Source organism: Maritimibacter alkaliphilus HTCC2654, from assembly GCF_000152805.1.
Taxonomy (GTDB): domain Bacteria; phylum Pseudomonadota; class Alphaproteobacteria; order Rhodobacterales; family Rhodobacteraceae; genus Maritimibacter; species Maritimibacter alkaliphilus.
This window is the reverse complement of sequence record NZ_CH902578.1, coordinates 244,364-261,072: the sequence shown is the minus strand read 5'-3', so window position 1 is coordinate 261,072 and position 16,709 is coordinate 244,364. Positions and strand designations below refer to the sequence as shown.

20 protein-coding genes are annotated in these 16,709 nt (G+C 65.6%); 13 read left to right on the top strand and 7 right to left on the bottom strand.

The annotated features are described in order from the left end of the window. Positions 1 to 36: 36 nt before the first annotated feature. From RB2654_RS02400 to purQ, 3 genes are all read right to left on the bottom strand, one after another. Complete coding sequence (locus RB2654_RS02400) at positions 37 to 1,368, bottom strand: sigma-54-dependent transcriptional regulator (protein ID WP_040884304.1); 1,332 nt, start codon at positions 1,366 to 1,368, stop codon at positions 37 to 39. Positions 1,369 to 1,443: 75 nt separating this feature from the next. Then, positions 1,444 to 3,234 (bottom strand): sensor histidine kinase, encoded by a 1,791-nt coding sequence (locus tag RB2654_RS02395; RefSeq protein ID WP_008328271.1) that lies wholly within the window; start codon positions 3,232 to 3,234, stop codon positions 1,444 to 1,446. Positions 3,235 to 3,270: 36 nt separating this feature from the next. Beyond that, on the bottom strand, positions 3,271 to 3,939 hold the full coding sequence (gene purQ, locus RB2654_RS02390) for a phosphoribosylformylglycinamidine synthase subunit PurQ (protein ID WP_008328269.1): 669 nt from the start codon (positions 3,937 to 3,939) through the stop codon (positions 3,271 to 3,273). 162 nt (positions 3,940 to 4,101) lie between these two features. Between purQ and RB2654_RS02385 the strand changes: the two genes are divergently transcribed. Together RB2654_RS02385 and RB2654_RS02380 are read left to right on the top strand one after the other, a co-directional pair. Next, positions 4,102 to 5,193, top strand: coding sequence for a sensor histidine kinase (locus RB2654_RS02385; protein ID WP_008328244.1), 1,092 nt, complete (start codon positions 4,102 to 4,104; stop codon positions 5,191 to 5,193). A 53-nt stretch (positions 5,194 to 5,246) separates the two neighbouring features. Then, entirely contained in the window at positions 5,247 to 5,765 is a 519-nt protein-coding gene (locus RB2654_RS02380; RefSeq protein WP_008328227.1) for a GNAT family N-acetyltransferase, read from the top strand. 54 nt (positions 5,766 to 5,819) lie between these two features. Here RB2654_RS02380 and purS read toward each other — a convergent pair whose 3' ends face one another. Next, positions 5,820 to 6,050 (bottom strand): phosphoribosylformylglycinamidine synthase subunit PurS, encoded by a 231-nt coding sequence (gene purS / locus RB2654_RS02375; RefSeq protein WP_008328225.1) that lies wholly within the window; start codon positions 6,048 to 6,050, stop codon positions 5,820 to 5,822. 14 nt (positions 6,051 to 6,064) lie between these two features. Next, positions 6,065 to 6,826, bottom strand: coding sequence for a phosphoribosylaminoimidazolesuccinocarboxamide synthase (gene purC, locus RB2654_RS02370; RefSeq protein ID WP_008328224.1), 762 nt, complete (start codon positions 6,824 to 6,826; stop codon positions 6,065 to 6,067). A 200-nt stretch (positions 6,827 to 7,026) separates the two neighbouring features. Here purC and RB2654_RS02365 point away from each other — a divergent pair, with 200 nt between their 5' ends. From RB2654_RS02365 to bmt, 4 genes are all read left to right on the top strand, one after another. Continuing rightward, on the top strand, positions 7,027 to 7,341 hold the full coding sequence (locus RB2654_RS02365) for a DUF1476 domain-containing protein (RefSeq protein WP_008328223.1): 315 nt from the start codon (positions 7,027 to 7,029) through the stop codon (positions 7,339 to 7,341). A gap of 146 nt (positions 7,342 to 7,487) precedes the next feature. Continuing rightward, entirely contained in the window at positions 7,488 to 8,297 is an 810-nt protein-coding gene (locus RB2654_RS02360; RefSeq protein WP_083783324.1) for an alpha/beta fold hydrolase, read from the top strand. A gap of 112 nt (positions 8,298 to 8,409) precedes the next feature. Further along, complete coding sequence (locus RB2654_RS02355; RefSeq protein ID WP_008328221.1) at positions 8,410 to 10,335, top strand: phosphatidylglycerol lysyltransferase domain-containing protein; 1,926 nt, start codon at positions 8,410 to 8,412, stop codon at positions 10,333 to 10,335. A 77-nt stretch (positions 10,336 to 10,412) separates the two neighbouring features. Further along, complete coding sequence (gene bmt / locus RB2654_RS02350) at positions 10,413 to 11,429, top strand: betaine--homocysteine S-methyltransferase (RefSeq protein WP_008328220.1); 1,017 nt, start codon at positions 10,413 to 10,415, stop codon at positions 11,427 to 11,429. 3 nt (positions 11,430 to 11,432) lie between these two features. On the opposite strand, the gene RB2654_RS02345 is transcribed toward bmt, so the two are convergent. Then, positions 11,433 to 12,515, bottom strand: coding sequence for a PA0069 family radical SAM protein (locus tag RB2654_RS02345; protein WP_008328219.1), 1,083 nt, complete (start codon positions 12,513 to 12,515; stop codon positions 11,433 to 11,435). A gap of 142 nt (positions 12,516 to 12,657) precedes the next feature. On the opposite strand from RB2654_RS02345, the gene RB2654_RS02340 reads away from it, so the two are divergent. The 6 genes from RB2654_RS02340 to RB2654_RS02315 all read left to right on the top strand — a co-directional run bounded on the left by RB2654_RS02340 (position 12,658) and on the right by RB2654_RS02315 (position 15,497). Beyond that, positions 12,658 to 13,362 carry a corrinoid protein gene (locus RB2654_RS02340; RefSeq protein ID WP_008328218.1) on the top strand — a complete coding sequence of 235 codons (705 nt, stop codon included), beginning with the start codon at positions 12,658 to 12,660 and terminating at the stop codon, positions 13,360 to 13,362. Positions 13,363 to 13,454: 92 nt separating this feature from the next. Further along, a complete protein-coding gene (locus RB2654_RS02335; RefSeq protein WP_040884301.1) occupies positions 13,455 to 13,634 on the top strand; it encodes a hypothetical protein in 180 nt (59 codons plus the stop codon). Between the two features lie 4 nt (positions 13,635 to 13,638). Then, on the top strand, positions 13,639 to 14,310 hold the full coding sequence (locus RB2654_RS02330) for a methyltransferase domain-containing protein (protein ID WP_008328216.1): 672 nt from the start codon (positions 13,639 to 13,641) through the stop codon (positions 14,308 to 14,310). Positions 14,311 to 14,350: 40 nt separating this feature from the next. Continuing rightward, a complete protein-coding gene (locus RB2654_RS02325) occupies positions 14,351 to 14,566 on the top strand; it encodes a hypothetical protein (RefSeq protein WP_008328214.1) in 216 nt (71 codons plus the stop codon). Next, on the top strand, positions 14,563 to 14,874 hold the full coding sequence (locus tag RB2654_RS02320) for a YbjQ family protein (protein WP_008328212.1): 312 nt from the start codon (positions 14,563 to 14,565) through the stop codon (positions 14,872 to 14,874). Before RB2654_RS02325 ends, RB2654_RS02320 begins: the two co-directional genes overlap by 4 nt. Further along, the gene (locus RB2654_RS02315) at positions 14,871 to 15,497 is read left to right on the top strand and encodes a DUF1638 domain-containing protein (RefSeq protein WP_008328210.1); all 627 of its coding nucleotides are present in this window, start codon (positions 14,871 to 14,873) and stop codon (positions 15,495 to 15,497) included. The genes RB2654_RS02320 and RB2654_RS02315 overlap by 4 nt, the downstream gene beginning before the upstream one ends. A gap of 147 nt (positions 15,498 to 15,644) precedes the next feature. On the opposite strand, the gene RB2654_RS02310 is transcribed toward RB2654_RS02315, so the two are convergent. Further along, a complete protein-coding gene (locus RB2654_RS02310; protein ID WP_008328207.1) occupies positions 15,645 to 16,055 on the bottom strand; it encodes a SufE family protein in 411 nt (136 codons plus the stop codon). 129 nt (positions 16,056 to 16,184) lie between these two features. Between RB2654_RS02310 and RB2654_RS02305 the strand changes: the two genes are divergently transcribed. Beyond that, positions 16,185 to 16,655 carry a hypothetical protein gene (locus RB2654_RS02305; RefSeq protein ID WP_050771926.1) on the top strand — a complete coding sequence of 157 codons (471 nt, stop codon included), beginning with the start codon at positions 16,185 to 16,187 and terminating at the stop codon, positions 16,653 to 16,655. The last annotated feature ends 54 nt before the right edge of the window (positions 16,656 to 16,709 follow it).

The window sequence follows — 16,709 nt, the reverse complement described above, 5'->3', positions numbered from 1 at the left end:
CCGCTCGGTCGGATGACGCAAAAGCGTCATTCGACATCAGAGATAATCCGCCCTCTGCAACCCGTATTTCGCCATCTTCTCGTTCAGCGTCCGGCGCGGCAGCGACAGCTCTTCCATGACCCCCACGATCGAGCCCTTGTGGCGGCGCATCGTATTGTCGATGAGCATCCGCTCGAAGGCTTCGACGTATTCTTTGAGCGGCTTGCCCTCCGTCGTCACCACCGGCTGCACGTCGTCATGGTCGTTCATCAGAAGCGACGCGATGGTGCCCGTGCCGCGACGGCTTTGCAGCACGGCGCGTTCGGCGATGTTGATGAGTTGACGGATGTTGCCCGGCCACGGGGCCTGCAACAGTTGCGCGGCCTCCTGCGCGGTGACACTGGGCGCGGCGCAGCCGTATTCCTCGGCGAACTGGTCGGCGAAGCGCGTGAACAGCATGAGGATGTCCTCGCCGCGCTGGCGCAGCGGCGGCAGCGTGATCGTCATGGTCGCGAGGCGGTAAAACAGGTCCGGGCGCAGCGCGTCCTCGCAGGTCTTGCCGGCTTCCTGAAGGTTCGACACCGCGATCACGCGGGTCTCGGGCGGGGTGCCCTGATCGTTGATCCAGCCCAGAAGCTTGGCCTGCAACCCGTCCGGCAGCGCCTCGATGTCCTCGAGCACCAGCGTCCCGCCCCGTGCCTCTTCGACGGCGGGCAGACGCCCGCCCTCTTCCATCGGGCCGAAGATGCGGCGGCTGAGGTCGTCTTCGTCCTGCCCCGCGCAGCGGATCACCACGAACTTGCGCCCGGCCTTGGCCCCGACCGCATGCAGCGCGTGGGCCACCAGCGTCTTGCCGGTCCCGGTTTCGCCGTCGATCAGAACGTGTCCATCGGATTGGCCGAGGTCGAGAATGTCCTCACGCAGCCGCTCCATCAGCGGCGAGGCGCCCACGAGTTTCTTCATGATCGTGGTGCCGTCGCCCAGTTCGCGGCGCAGGATGCGGCTGTCGAGCGTGACTCGGCGAGACTGCGTGGCCTTTTTGGCGAGTTCGGTCATCCGGTCCGGGTTGAACGGCTTTTCGAGGAAATCGTAGGCACCCACCCGCATCGCTTCGACCGCCATCGGCACGTCACCGTGCCCCGTTATCATGATGACGGGAAGCGCCGAGTCGACGCTCATCAGTTTCTTCAGGAATTGCATTCCGTCCATGCCGGGCATCCGGATGTCGGAAATGACCACACCCGGGTAGTCGGTGCCGACGTTCTTCAGCGCCTCTTCAGCGGAGGGAAAGGTTTCGGTGTCGAACCCGGACAGTGCGAGCCATTGGCTGATCGACTGGCGCATATCCTGTTCGTCATCGACGATCGCGATTTTCATTGCCTGTGCCATTCTTGATGTACCCTCCGGCCCCCCTTTCGGGCCAATTCAGTACCGGACCTATCCCGTCCGGTCGTGCGCGTGTCGCTATTCTGCGGCTTCGACGCCCGATGATTTGTTTTTGGTCGCTTCCTTGTAGATAGGAAGTTCCACCTCGAATACAGCCCCCCCGGCGGTTCCGTTGCGCGCGGTCAGGCGCCCGCCGAAGTCGCCGACGATCCCCGACGAGATGGCGAGGCCAAGGCCTACGCCGTCCCCCGGTGCCTTGGTGGTGTAGAAAGGCTCGAACAGTTGATCGAGGTCTTCGACACCCGGCCCGTTATCACGCACGGAGATCACGACTTGTTCCCCGCCGGTGAGCAGAATGTCCACTTGCGGATCGTCCACCGACTTGGTCGCGTCGATGGCGTTGCGCAGAAGATTGATGAGAACCTGCTCCAGCCGCACGTTGTCGCCCATGATCATCACCGGCTCGCGCGGCACGTTGCGCGTGATGCGCACCTGACGGCGTTTGAGCTGCGGTTCCATCATCGACAGCGCCATCGACACCGACTGGCGCACATCCATCGGCTGAAACGCGTCGCCGCCCTTGCGGGCATAGGATTTGAGCTGTTTCGTAATCAGCCCCATCCGTTCGATCAGGTCGTCGATGCGCTGGAACGACGAAAGCGCCTCTTCGGGCCGCTTGCGTTGCAAAAGCAGCTTGGCCCCCGCGAGGTAGGTTTTCATCGCGGCGAGCGGCTGGTTGAGTTCGTGGCTGACCGCCGCCGACATCTCGCCCAAAGCGGCGAGTTTCGAGGATTGCGCCAGCGTCTGCTCGGCCACTTGAAGGTTTTTCTCGGCCTTCTGCCGCTCGGCCACTTCGCGGCTCAGGGCATCGTTCAACTCACGCAACTGCGCGCTTTCGCGTTGGAAAAACCGGCTCGCCGTCGTGGCGCGGCGGCTGACAACGTAGAAACCGACCGTCAGCAGGATCGCGAAGCCCATGATTTCCAGCGCCAGAACGCCGTTCACCCGCTCGCGGACCGAGGCATAGGTGGTGAAGCTGGTCATCTGCCAGCCCTGGAACGGCACCCGGCTGGTCTGGCGGATCACGTCGTCGCCGGCGAAGAACGCCTCGGACGGCAGCGCCGCCCATTGCGCCGTGCGCTCCAACGCCCGTTCGATCGCGGTCGCGGGGGGCAGCGTGTTCATCGCATCGCCTTCCGGCAGCCCGCGCCAGCGCGGCTCGGTCGTCAGGATCACCCGGCCTTCGCTGTCGGTCACATAGACCGCATCGGAAATCCGCGCCCAGCTTTGCTCGAACTTGGCCAGATCCACGACGACGACGATGACGCCGATCAATTCGCCCCCGTTCAGGATCTTGCGCGCATAGGTGAAATCATAGCCCCCCGCCTCGGTCTGCGAGACGGTAAAGACCGTGTCGGACGACCGCAGCGCATTCACGAAATAGGGCTGCGCGCGGTGGTTCGACCCCAACCGCTCGCGGTCGGTCGAGGCCACGGCACGCCCCGTCTGGTCGAGAAGCAGAAGCGATTGCGCCCCGATCTCGTCCCGAAACGAGATCAGGCGTTGCGAGGAATTGACGTAATCCTCTGAATTCAGGGCCGAAATGAACGCCGGGTCGCGCGACAGCAAGAGCGGCACGACCGAATTTCGCTGCAACTCGGAAATCAGGTTCCCGGTGTAAAGCGCCATGCGAAGCTCGGCCCGCGAGCGGGTGCTTTCGGTGTAGCGTTGGGTGAGCCACTGGTTCGAAATCCACACGACCGCGATGGCCGCGGCGACGAACAGCACCAGCACCACGCGGCCCACAAGGCCGAATGCCGGAGAACGCGGGGGGCGGTGCCCCTCGCCGTTGGTGTCGTCGTTCGTCATGGATCGGTTTTACGCCCCGCGCGGCGTGCGCTCAAGTCAGGCGGTTTCGAGCGAGGCGGTGAGCGAGCGGAACATTGCCACCCCGTCGGTGCCGCCATGCTGCGCGTCCACGGCCCGTTCCGGGTGCGGCATCATGCCGAGCACGCGGCGGTTTTCCGACAGAACGCCCGCGATGTCGGCGGTGGACCCGTTCGGGTTTTGGTCGTAGGTGAAAGCAATCCGATCCTCGGCGCGCAGTTTCGCCAGCGTCTCGTCATCGACGGTATAATTGCCATCGTGATGGGCGACCGGGATCGAGATCATGTCACCCGCATTGTAGCCGCTGGTGAAATCCGACTGCGAGGTCTCGACACGCAGGTCGAGCGCCCGGCACACGAACTTGAGGTTCGCGTTGCGCATCAGGGCGCCGGGCAGAAGGCCGGTTTCGGTCAGCACCTGAAAGCCGTTGCAGACACCCAGAACATAGCCGCCCCGTTCGGCATGGGCCTTGAGCGAGGCCGTGATGGGCGAGCGGGCCGCGATGGCGCCGCAGCGCAGGTAGTCACCGAAGGAAAAGCCCCCCGGAACGCCCACGATATCCACGTCGCCGGGCAACGCGGTGTCCTTGTGCCAGACCATCGTCACCTTGGCCCCGGCCCGTTCGAAGGCCACCGCCATGTCGCGGTCGCAGTTGGATCCGGGGAAGACGAGAACGGCGGCTTTCATGGTGGAAAATCCCTCTGGCGCGGTTGGTTTCGCTCATAGTCGCAGGCCCCCCGAGGGTCAAGCACAGGCGAAACGGTGCCTGAGTCTCATTTCGCAATTGCATGGCACGACCACCGCACATAACGTGTATCCGAAATCAGTATCTGGACGATCACTCCCACCATGACCGACAGGCCCCCGCTGCCGCCGACCCCGGCGCATAACGAGGAACGGCTGGCCGCGCTCGGCGCGCTCGGCCTGCTCGACACTCCTGCCGAGGCGGGGTTCGACAGCGTGACCGCCTTCATCTGCCGTGCGTTGGACGTCCCCACCTCGCTCGTGTCGCTGGTGGACCGCGACCGCCAGTGGTTCAAGTCTGCCAAGGGGTTCGACGAGCCCGAGACCGCGTTGGAAAGCTCGGTCTGCGCCTATGTGGTGCTCGAAGACGACCTGTTGGAAATCCGCGACCTGACGCAAGACCCGCGAACGGCCCGCAATCCGCTGGTGGCCCAGACGGACGGCATCAGGTTCTATGCCGGCGCCCCCCTGCGCCTGTCGGACGGTCAGGTCATGGGTGCGCTCTGCGCCATCGACGTCAAACCCCGCGAACTCACGGATATCCAACGCGAAACCCTGATCGTGCTGGCCGATCAGGTGGTCGCACAGATGGAATTGAAGCAGGCGCTCGCCAATGCCGAGACCCTGCGCAAGGAAATCGACCACAGGGTGAAGAACTCGCTCCAGTCGATCTCGGCGCTGACCCGTATTCAGGCCCGCAAAGCCGAGGAACCCGCGGTCCGCGAGGCGCTGAAACAGGTGCAGGCGCGGGTCGAGATGGTCGCGGCCCTTCACGAACAGCTCTATCGCTCGTCGGCCACGCACGACGTCGATCTGGCCGATTTCGCCGGCAAGGTCGGCGCGATCCTGAACGGCACGAGCCCGCCGGAAATCGAGGTGCAGGTGGCTTTCGACCGCGTCCGTGTCGATCCCGAACAGGCGTCGGCCATCGGTGTGATCCTGAACGAATTCGCCTCGAACTCGATCAAGCACGCCTTTCCCGAGGGGCGCATGGGGCTTGTCCGGTTCTCCGGCAAACGCAAGGGCGGGTCACTGGTGATCGACCTGTCGGATGACGGCGTCGGGATGGGGCCGATCTCACACACATCGGGCATCGGGCTGGCGGTGATCGAAGCCTCGGTCGCACAACTGGGCGGCGCATGGGAGCCTTTGCTCGACCGCACAGGCACCGCTGCCCGCCTGACCATTCCGCTTTGAGGCCGGCGCGTAAGGCCCTATGATCGCTGGCAAATCCTGACAAGGGCCGCGCCGTGCAGATCACATCCTTTTTGACCGACCGCTACACCGTCCGCCCTTGGCGCAGCGCGCTTTCGGACCCCGCCGCGCGCGCCGACCTCGAAACCGCTCTCGCGCGCACCCTGACACCCGAGGTGCTCGCCCACCTGCCGCCCTCCCTCACGCTCGGCCCCGGCGATCGCGTCGCGGATTGGATCGACGCACGGGAGGCCGAAAGCGATGTCCTGACGGTCACGACCGCGTCGGACGGGGAATTGATCGGGTTGGTCATTCTCGCCCAAGACCCGGACGCGGCCTTGCCGACCGTCCACCTCGGCTACCTGTTCGCGAAATCGGCCTGGGGTCGGGGTGCCGCGTCGGAGGTGGTCACGGGCCTTGTGCAATCTCTTCGGGCCTCTGCCCCGATCCGGCTGATCGGCGGCGTGGACCCGGCCAACCCGGCCTCGGCGCGGGTTCTGGAGAAGACCGGATTCGCACGCGACCCGGCCCGGTCGTCCGCAGACAGCACGATCTACACAAAGGACTTGGCCTGACCCTTTCGGATCAGGCGCGACTTCGGTTCTGACTGTAAATCGGTGAAACGGGCCTCAGCCCATATGAACCTGGTAGCTTTCGATCACGGTATTGGCGAGCAGCTTTTCGCACATGTCCCGGATCGTGTCCTCGCTCGTGCCCTCGGCCACGTCCAGTTCGATTACCTTGCCCTGACGCACGCCTTCGACGCCCTCGAAGCCAAGGTTGCCCAGCGCGTGACGCACAGCCTCGCCCTGCGGGTCCAGAACACCGTTCTTCAGCATCACGTCGACGCGCACTTTCATCGCAGGTGTCCCTTTCAGTTGATAAGCGTGGGCTTGGTGGCGTGCGTCACGTTGGTGGGCAGCACGCCCAGACGCTTGGCCACCTCGGTATAGGCGTCGGACAGGCTGCCCAGATCCTGACGGAACACGTCCTTGTCCAGCTTGCGCCCGGTTTCGATATCCCACAGGCGGCAGGAATCCGGGCTGATCTCGTCCGCCACGATCAGCCGCATGAAATCGCCGTCCCAGACGCGCCCGATCTCGATCTTGAAGTCGATCAGCTTGATACCGACACCGTGCATGACACCGGCCATGAAGTCGTTGACCCTGAGCGCCAGCGCCACGATGTCATCCAGATCCTGCTGGCTCGCCCAGCCGAAGGCGATGATGTATTCTTCCGGCACCAGCGGATCGCCCAGCGCGTCGTCCTTGTAGGAGAACTCGACGATGGGGCGCGGCAGCGCGGTGCCCTCTTCCAGACCCAGACGTTTGGCCATCGACCCTGCGGCAAAATTGCGCACGATCACTTCCAGCGGCACGATTTCGACCTGACGGATCAGTTGCTCGCGCATGTTGAGCCGCTTGATGAAGTGATTGGGCACCCCGATCGCGGTCAATCCGGTCATGAAGAACTCGGACAGGCGGTTGTTCAGCACACCCTTGCCCTCGATCACGTCCTTCTTCTGCGCGTTGAAGGCGGTCGCATCGTCCTTGAAATACTGGACGAGCGTCCCGGGTTCCGGGCCTTCGTAGAGAATCTTCGCCTTGCCCTCGTAGAGCTTCTTGCGTCGTGCCATGCGTGTGGGCCTTTTCCGGCAGCGGGCCACCTGCCCGCCATTTGTCGCGCTATAGTGCATCGGCCCCTGTCCCGCAAGGATGCGCAAGGCGCTATCCCGATCTCGCCCGCACGGCGCGCGCGCTCTGTGCACAGGGGTTGCGGGATGGGCGGCGAGCGGGCATATGAAAGGAAACAGGCCATATCTGGGACCACGGGAACATGACCACTTTCGACGACCGCGAAAACGCTTTCGAAAACAAGTACGCCCACGACGAAGAGATGAAGTTCAAGGCGGAAGCCCGCGCGAACAAGCTTCTCGCGATCTGGGCCGCGGGCCTGATGGGCAAGACCGGTGCGGACCTCGACGCCTACATCGCCGCCGTCATCAAGGCCGATTTCGAAGAAGCGGGCCATGAGGACGTGGTGCGCAAGGTCGCGGGCGATCTGGGCGACAAGAGCTCGGCCGACGAAGTTCGCGCGCAGCGGGTCGTCATGCTGGCCGAAGCCAAGTCGCAGTTGATGGGCGAAGCTTAAGCCCCTCATATTCCAAGAAGAATTTACGGAAAGGCACCTCGTTTCGGGGTGCCTTTCTTGCATCATGTGACGTGACGAAACCGGGTTTTTGGAAACCTCGGGCCGGTGATCGCGTTGTAACTCCAACTGAGAATTGGAGTGAAACAATGCATACGGCTGGCCAGACAGTACATGTCGGCGGGGCGGCGCTACACGTCCAGACGATGGGCGATCCCGACGCCCGGCCGCTTCTCTTCCTTCATGGCGGGGGCGGATCCCTCGCCGATTTCGAGGCGATCTTTCCTGCGCTCGACGAATTCCACTGCGTATTCGTGGATACGCGCGGTCACGGTCGCTCGACCCTCGGACGCGCGACCATGTCCTATCCGCGCCTCGCCGACGACATCGAAGCGGTGATCGATCATCTCGACCTCGACCGCCCGGTGGTGTTCGGCCACAGCGACGGCGGCACGGTCGCGCTGGAGCTTGCCTCGCGTGCACATACCGAGCTTGCGGGTATCATCACCCTCGGCGCGAATGCATGGCGCCCCAGCGACCGCGTGTTCGAGACCTTTCTGGGCCGGATCACCCCGACCCTCTGGCGCCACAGGTTCCCCGGCAGCGTCGAAGACTACGAGGCGATGAACCCGGACGGCAACTTCGACCGGTTCTTCACCCAGCTTTCGGGTATGTGGCGCAACGTGGCAGACGGTAACTATCCGGGCGAGCGCATCCGGCAGATCCGGTGCCCCGCGCTGATCCTCGGCGGCGAGCACGACCACCTCGTAACGGTGGACGAGACCATCGAGATCTACCGCGCCATACCGAACGCGCATCTCGGGGTCATTCCCTATGCGAGCCACATGATCCACGCCGAAGAGCCGGATCACATCAGCCCGTTCATCTGCGACTTCATGCTGTTTCTGGACGACCGGGAGGCCCCGCAGGGCGCGGCCCTTATCCCGCAGACGCGTTAACCAGCTTGAACGAAATCGGGTCGGTCGCCCAATTTGCGCGCGATTTGAACTGTTAATCGCCCCTTATGGGGTCGGGTTCTAGTCTCGCCCCTCCGAACATGAGGGGTGAGGCATGAGGGGACACGACCGCGAACCGGGAAACCGGACCGCCGCGCTGACGACGGATATACCACGGCTGGCCGTGGGCCGCGTGCTGGCGCGCCAACTCGTGCCGCTTGGCGTCTTCGCCCTGCTCGCACTCGTCCTGCGCCACAGGATCGCGGAACTCGACATCGCGCATATCCGTTCGGCGCTCGCCACGGTCGGGCCGGTGCAATGGGCGCTCGGGCTTGGGCTGACCGCCGTCAGCTTCTGGGCCCTCGGGCGCTATGACGTGGTCGTCCATCGGCTGATCGGGCGCGATACGGAGCCGAAACGCGCCGCGATCACCGGGATGACCGCCATTGCGGTCGGTCAGACCGTCGGCATGGGCGCTCTCACCGGCACCTTCGTTCGCTGGCGGCTGTTGCCGGACCTCGGCCTTGGCGACGCCACACGGATTTCGGCCATCGTGACGGTGTCGTTCTTCGCGGCCTGGGCGGTGGTCACGGCCCTTGCCGTTCTGACGGCCGGCGCGGCCCTGCCCCATTCCAGCCTGTTGGCCGGTCTCGTGCTCGCCGCTGCCCTCGCCTTTGCGCTCCTTTCCTTATGGCGTCCCGGGCGCCTCGCCCGCTGGCCGCTGCCACCGCTGAAGGCGATGGGGCTGGTCCTTGGCTTCACCGCCATCGACACGCTCGCGGCGGGGGGCGTGCTGTGGGTCATGCTGCCGGACGGGGTGCAGGTCGCCCCCGGCATGCTCATCACCGCCTACCTGCTCGCGCTCGGTGCCGGGCTGGTCCTGACCACCCCCGGCGGGGTCGGCCCGTTCGAGGTCGCGTTACTCGCCTTGCTGCCCACCGTACCCGACGAGCCGCTTCTGGCGGCGGTTCTGGCCTATCGCGCGATCTACTACGCGCTCCCCGCGCTGATCGGCGGCCTTGTCCTCCTGCGTCGTCCCGACAGCGCCCCTGCCCCCGAACCGGCCCGCGTGGCACTTGCCCCTGTCGATCTTGACCACCTTCCCCTCGTGGTCGAGGCCGCATTGACGACCGCCCCGCGCGCGGAGGCGGCCCTGCTTCGCCATGGCCGCTTCCAATTGCTCGCCAACGCCCGTCTTTGGCCCGCTGCCCTTGTCGCGCGGTCCGGTCAGTCGCTCATCATGCTGGGTGACCCCCTGACCCCGGATCGGCGCGCAGACGACGTGGTGTCGGACCTTGCCGACCGTGCCCGCGCCACGCTGACCAGCCCTGTGATCTACAAATGCGGCGCACGTCTTGGCGTTCTCGCCCGCAGGAGGGGTTGGGCGCTCCTCCCCGTCGCGCGCGAGGGTTGGGTCGATCCGGGCGGTTTCACGACCGATGGGCCGGCGCGCCGCCAACTGAGGCGCAAGCTGCGCAAGGCGGAAGCCGCCGGAATCACGGTATCGGCCATCGCCCCCGGCGACCCGGTCCCGATCCCCTTCGACGAGATGGACGCGCTCGCCGCCCGATGGTCCGCTGCGCGGGGCGGCGAGCGTGGGTTTTCCATGGGGGTCTGGAGCCCGGCCACGATGCGAAACGCCGCCATCTACATCGCGCGGGACGGTGACGGGCGGATGCAGGGGTTCGTCACGGTCCACGCGAACCGGCGCGAACATACGCTCGACCTGATGCGGCAAGGCGACGATGCGGTGGACGGATTGATGCACCTGCTCGTCACCCATGCCATCAAGGGCGCTGCTGTCGCGGGTGTGCCGCGCTTTTCCCTCGCCGCCGTGCCGACCGGCGACATCGCGGGCGAACCTGCGCTTTTCACCCGGCTGCGCGCCCTGCTCGACCATGCCACGGGTGCCGCGGGCCTGCGCCAGTTCAAGTCCGCCTTCGCCCCGGAATGGGAAACGCTTTACCTCGCCGCCCCCACGCGCACGGCCCTCGCCCTCGGCGCCCTCGACATCACGCGGGAGATTCTTCGCGACGCCTGAGCGCGCCGCGCCCCCCTTGGCACGGGTCCGCATTTCGTGGCACATCACGGCGAACCAAACGGACAAAGGCCCGGATCATGTCGCAGGACGCGCTTTCAACACTCCTTTCCGAACGCGACTGGCTGCTCGCCGACGGTGCCACCGGCACGACGCTTTTCAACATGGGCCTCACCTCGGGCGACGCGCCCGAGATGTGGAACGTGGACCACCCGGATCGCGTGCGCGCGCTCTATCAGGGGCCGGTCGATGCGGGCTCGGACATCTTCCTGACCAACAGCTTCGGCGGCACCGCGTCGCGCCTGAAGCTTCACAACGCACAGGATCGGGTGGGCGAACTCAACCGGATCGCCGCCGAACTGGGGCGCGAAGTGGCCGACAAAGCCGGACGCACCGTCATCGTCGCCGGGTCCATGGGGCCGACGGGCGAGATCATGGAGCCGATGGGCCCGCTGTCCTTCGATGCCGCGGTCGAGATGTTCCACGAACAGGCCGAGGCGCTGAAGGCGGGCGGTGTCGATGTCCTGTGGGTCGAAACCATATCCTCGCCCGACGAATACAAGGCCGCCGCACGGGCGGCCGCGCTGGCCGACATGCCGTGGTGCGGCACGATGAGCTTCGACACCGCCGGACGCACCATGATGGGCGTGACCTCGGCCGCGATGGCCAAGCTTGTCGAAACGCTGCCCAACCCGCCCATCGGCTTCGGCGCGAACTGCGGCGTGGGCGCGTCCGACCTGCTGCGCACGATCCTCGGCTTCAAACAGACCGGAACCGAGCGTCCCGTGATCGCCAAGGGCAACGCGGGCATCCCGAAATACGTCCATGGCCACATCCATTATGACGGCACGCCCGAACTCATGGCCGACTATGCCGTGATGGCCCGCGACTGCGGTGCCCGGATCATCGGTGGCTGCTGCGGCACGACGCCCGAGCACCTTGTCGCGATGCGCGAGGCGCTGGAAACCCGCGCGCCGGGCGCTGCGCCCGCCCTCGAACGGATTGCCGAGACCTTGGGCGCCTTCTCCTCGACCTCGGACGGGACCGACGACAAAGGCCCCGCCCCGCGTGAACGGCGCGGTCGGCGCCGGGGCTAACCCTCAGGCGAACAGGTCGAGTTGGTCGCCCGCTTTCGGCGGCACGCGAAACAGGTCGGTGCGCAGGTCCGGCAGGTGCTTGTTCAGCCCCAGCCGTTTCAGCGCGACCCGGAACCGCATGTCGAGCATTTCGGCATACGGCCCCTCGCCCCGCATCCGCCGCCCCCAATCGCTGACGTAGAGTTTGCCGTCGTGCATGTCGCGCAGGTGCCCCAGCACCCGGTTGGCCCGGTCCGGGTAGTGCTCGACGAGCCAATCCTGAAACAGATCGGCCACTTCGCGCGGCAGGCGCAGCATGATCCAGCTGGCCGCCGTGGCCCCCGCCTCGGCGCTGGCTTCCATGATCCGCTCCATTTCGCTGTCCGACAGGCCGGGAATGACCGGCCCCAGCATCGCCCGCACCGGAACCCCGGCCTCGTACAAGGCCCGGATCGTGGCGAGACGACGGGCGGGCGCCGGCACGCGCGGCTCCATCCGACGGGCGAGCCTCGGGTCCAGCGTCGTCACCGAAACGCCGACATGCACCAGCCCGTCACGGGCCATGTCGGACAGGATGTCGATGTCCCGTTCGATCAGCGTCCCCTTGGTCACGATCCCGACCGGATGGCGGAAATCGCGCAGCACCTCGAGCACCTCGCGCATCGCCCGGAACCTGCCCTCGATCGGCTGATAGGGGTCCGTGTTCGTGCCGATGGCGATGGTCGCGGGCTTGTAGGACTTGCGCGACAATTCCCGCGCCAGAGCCCCCGCGATGCCGGGCCGCGCCACGAGCTGAGTCTCGAAATCGAGCCCCGGCGACAGGCCGAGCCAGGCATGACTGGGCCGCGCGAAACAGTAGATGCAGCCATGTTCGCACCCCCGGTAGGGGTTCACCGAGCGGTCGAAGGGCACGTCGGGCGAGGAATTCCGTGTGATCGCCGAGCGCGGCGCTTCCAGCCTGACATCCGTGCGGATCGCCCGCTCCGGCTCCTGCCACCAACCATCGTCGACCGCGACCCGCGCATGGCGTTCGTAGCGCCCCGAGGCGTTGGTCGCGGCCGCCCGCCCCCGGCGTCGGTCAGGTTGAATCTGCGGTCTTTCTTCCATGATGAGAACATTAGTAGAACATTAATCCGCGCCTGCAAAGGTCGCTTCGATATTTCCAGATGTCGCAAATGGTCTGCACCGAACGGCGAAAATGGCGCATTCAGGCGGTAAATCTGCGCGAACCGCCTGAAAGGAAAGGCCTATGGCCGAGGAAGACGACGACATCATCCTGTCCGAACTCGACGACGAGGAACTCGTCGCTCAGATGATGGACGACCTCTACGACGGTCTCGCGGAAGAGATCAGCGAAGCGACCCATATCCTGCTGGACCGTGGGTGGGCGCCCTATGACGTCCTGACCAAGGCGCTGGTCGCGGGCATGACCATCGTCGGACACGATTTCCGCGATGGCATCCTGTTCGTGCCCGAAGTGCTGCTTGCGGCCAACGCGATGAAGGCTGGCATGGCGATCCTGAAGCCGCTTCTGGCCGAAACCGGCGCGCCCACCATCGGGCGCATGGTGATCGGGACGGTAAAGGGCGACATTCACGACATCGGCAAGAACCTCGTCTCGATGATGATGGAGGGCGCCGGGTTCGAGGTCGTCGATCTGGGTATCAACTGCGAAGCCGAGAAATACCTGAACGCGCTCGAAGCCGAAAAGGCCGACATCCTCGGCATGTCCGCGCTGCTGACCACCACCATGCCCTATATGAAAATCGTCATCGACGAGATGGTCGCGAAGGGCGTGCGCGAGGATTACATCATCCTCGTCGGAGGCGCGCCGCTGAACGAGGAATTCGGCAAGGCGATCGGGGCCGATGCCTACTGCCGTGACGCGGCGGTGGCCGTCGAAACCGCGAAACAGATGATGGCGCGCAAGCACAACCAGCCCAACGCGGGCTGAGTTTGGCCGACGCTCTGCCACGAACCCCGCCGCCGGGTCTGGCAACCCGGCGCGGGCACGCTTAGGTTCAGGGTCTTCAAGGAGTGTCCTTCATGACCCCACGCCGCATTTTCCTGGCCCTCATGGCCCTCGCTACAGCGGGCCTTGCGATCTACGTGCTGGTCGAGGCGATCATCACCGATCACCTCACGCAGCAGGTGTTCTACGCCATTCTGCCTCTCGTCCTGTTGTTCTCCGTCGCCTGGAACGGGCTCACCAACAAACGCGACTGATCCGATGTATGGCCCCGCACTCGCCCTGATCCATGCCGAGGCCTTTTCCGACACGTTTCGCCCAGCTTTCGACTGGCTGACCGAACAGGTCTACGCCGGTCCGCGCCCCGCCCGCCTGTTCGATCTGGGCTGCGGCGATGGAGCTTGGCTCGATTTCGCCCGCTATCACGGCATCCCCGGCGCGGGTCTGGATGCCTCCGAGGCCTTCGTGCAGCTCGCCCTCGCCCGCAAACTCGCCGTCACTCTGGGCGATGCCGCGCGACCACTGGTTCCGCGGGGGACGAGCGCCATCACGGCCCTTGGCGAAGTGCTGGCCTATGCCCCGGCCGGGCTCGCCGGTGCGACACAGGCGGCGGCACAGGCGCTGCCCCCGAACGGTCTGTTCCTGTTCGACCTGATCGGCCTCGATGTCGAAGGCGGCGAAACCGAGCGGCACGGAAACGGATGGACCATCGTGGCGAAGACCCGGATCTCGGGCGCCCGACTGATCCGCGACATCACCGTGACCACGCCACAAGGCACGACCCAGGAAACCCACGAACAACAGATCTTCGACCCCAGGGCGGTCACCCGCCTCGTCGCCGATGCCGGGTTTTCCTGCGACCTTCTGGCAAGCTATGGCCCCTGCCCGCTTCTGCCCGGACGCTTCGCCATCCTCGCGCGAAAACTTGCGTGATCCCGGCCCGACCCCCATCTTCTCGTCAAAGGAGATCGCCATGCCCCTCGACCGTTTCGTCCTGATCCTCGTGATCGTGATCGCCGCCGCAGGCGTCACCGTCTGGCTCGGCACAATGATCGCCGCCTCGGCGCAGATTCCTGCAGGCTGGCTTTCGGTGATCCCCGTGGCTCTGATCGGCTATGTGGTCTGGCGCGTGATCTCGGACCGGCTGAACAATCCCGACGACGACCACTACGACAGGATCGAAAAATGATCGTCCTGACCACCGACACCTTTCCGGGGCGCGAGGTCGAACCGCTCGGCATGGTGCGCGGCTCCACCGTGCGCGCCAAACACATCGGCTCCGACATCGTGGCGGGCCTGCGCAACCTCGTCGGCGGCGAGGTCAAGGAATACGCGGCCCTTCTGGCCGGCGCGCGGGAGCAGGCGATGGACAGGATGATCGCCGAGGCGCGCAGCCTAGGTGCCGATGCGATCATCGCGGCGCGGCTCGAAACCTCGACCATCGCGCAGGCGGCGAGCGAAATCCTCGCCTATGGCACGGCGGTGAAATTCAGGTGATCCCCGACGACGCGGCGCTGACCGAAACCGGCCTGCCCCCGACCGGCGCGGGCCGCGTGCTCATCATCGGCTGCGGCGCGCTGGCGCGTGAAATTCTCGCCATCCTCCGCCTGAACCGCATGGATCATGTCGACCTGACCTGCCTGCCCGCGATCCTGCACAACCGGCCCGACCGGATCGCCCCGGCACTGGAAGCGGCCATCGCTGCCCATCGCAATGCCTACGACCACCTCTTCGTCGCCTATGCCGACTGCGGAACCGGCGGAGCCGTGGCCGACCTGTGCGCACGCGAAGGGATCGGGATGATCGCGGGCCCGCATTGCTACAGCTTCTTCGAAGGCAACGCCGCCTTCGCGGCACGCGGCGAGGTGACGGCGTTCTACCTGACCGATTTCCTGGCCCGCCAGTTCGACGCCTTCGTGACCAAACCTCTGGGCCTCGACCGTCACCCCGAACTGCGCGACGCCTATTTCGGCAATTACGAAACGCTGGTCTATCTCGCCCAGACCGACGACGCCGCGCTCGACGCCAAAGCCCGACAGGCCGCGAAAGACCTCGGCCTCGCCTATGAGCGCCGGTTCACCGGCTACGGCGACCTCGCAACCACGCTGTCGCGCCTCTGATCTTCTCTGTTTCGAAAATACTTTGGGAGGTCTGGAGGGCTAGCCCTCCAGAGGCGGCCCCGGCCGCCTGCCACCGCGCCGGCCCGCCGCAGGCGGGACGGCGCAAAACCTGCGCGGGCGCCAGCCCGCACCGCTTGGGAGCGGGGGTCAGGCGGCTTCGACCGCCAGCTTGTTGATCCGTTGGATCATGGCCTTGAGCCCATTGGAGCGTTGGGCCGACAGATGCTCCTCCAGCGATAGCCGCCCGAGCTCGGCCTTGGCGTCGATCTTGGGCACGTCGGAAACGGCGACACCGTTGTAGAGCGCCGACAGCACCGCGATGATCCCGCGCACGATCAGCGCATCGGAATCGCCCCGGAACCGAAACGTGCCGGCTTCGATCTCGGGCATCAGCCAGACCTGACTCGCGCAGCCTTCGACCTTGGTCGCGGGCACCTTCAGCGCGTCTTCGAGCGGGTCCATGGCGCGGCCCAGATCGATGACATGGGCATAGCGGTCTTCCCAGTCGTCGAGAAACTCGAAATCTTCCACGATGTCTTCGAATGCTTCGGTTGCCATCGGCCTCTCCTTTGCCCTCCACCTAGGCGCGCATGCCACAAAGGTCCAGCCCCTTGGACGCGACATGACGATCCGGGTTTTCAAAGCGCGCGGATTCGGCTAACCCAAGGCAAGCACAGGGGGACGCACATGATTTTCCGCATCATCGGCGCATGTCTACTAGGGGTGGTTCTGACAGGGTGTTCCGGCGCCAGCCTGAACCCGCTCGACTGGTTCGGCCCCAAAGACGATATCGAACTGGTGACGCTCGAGCCGAAGGACGGCTGGGATGCGGTCGATTACGACTATCGCGGCCCCATCGCGCAGGTCACGCAACTGAGTGTCGAGCGGGCCTCGGGCGGCTACATCATCCGCGCGGTCGGCAACCCGCCGCGCCTGGGATACTGGGAGGCCGAACTGGTCCCCGAGAACGACGAAGTGCCGGTGAAGGGCGTGATGACCTACAATTTCATGGTCGCTCCCCCGCCCTGGGCCACCGCGACCTCGCGCCCGCAGGCCCGGCAAATTCACGTCGCGCATTACGTGTCGGACGTGAAACTCGGCGGTGCCCGGTCGATCCGCGTGGTCGGCGCGAACAACTCGGTCACCGCCCGGCCCTGATCGCGATAACGGAGCGGGCTGACGCCCGCACAGGATTTGCGCCGTCCCGCCTGC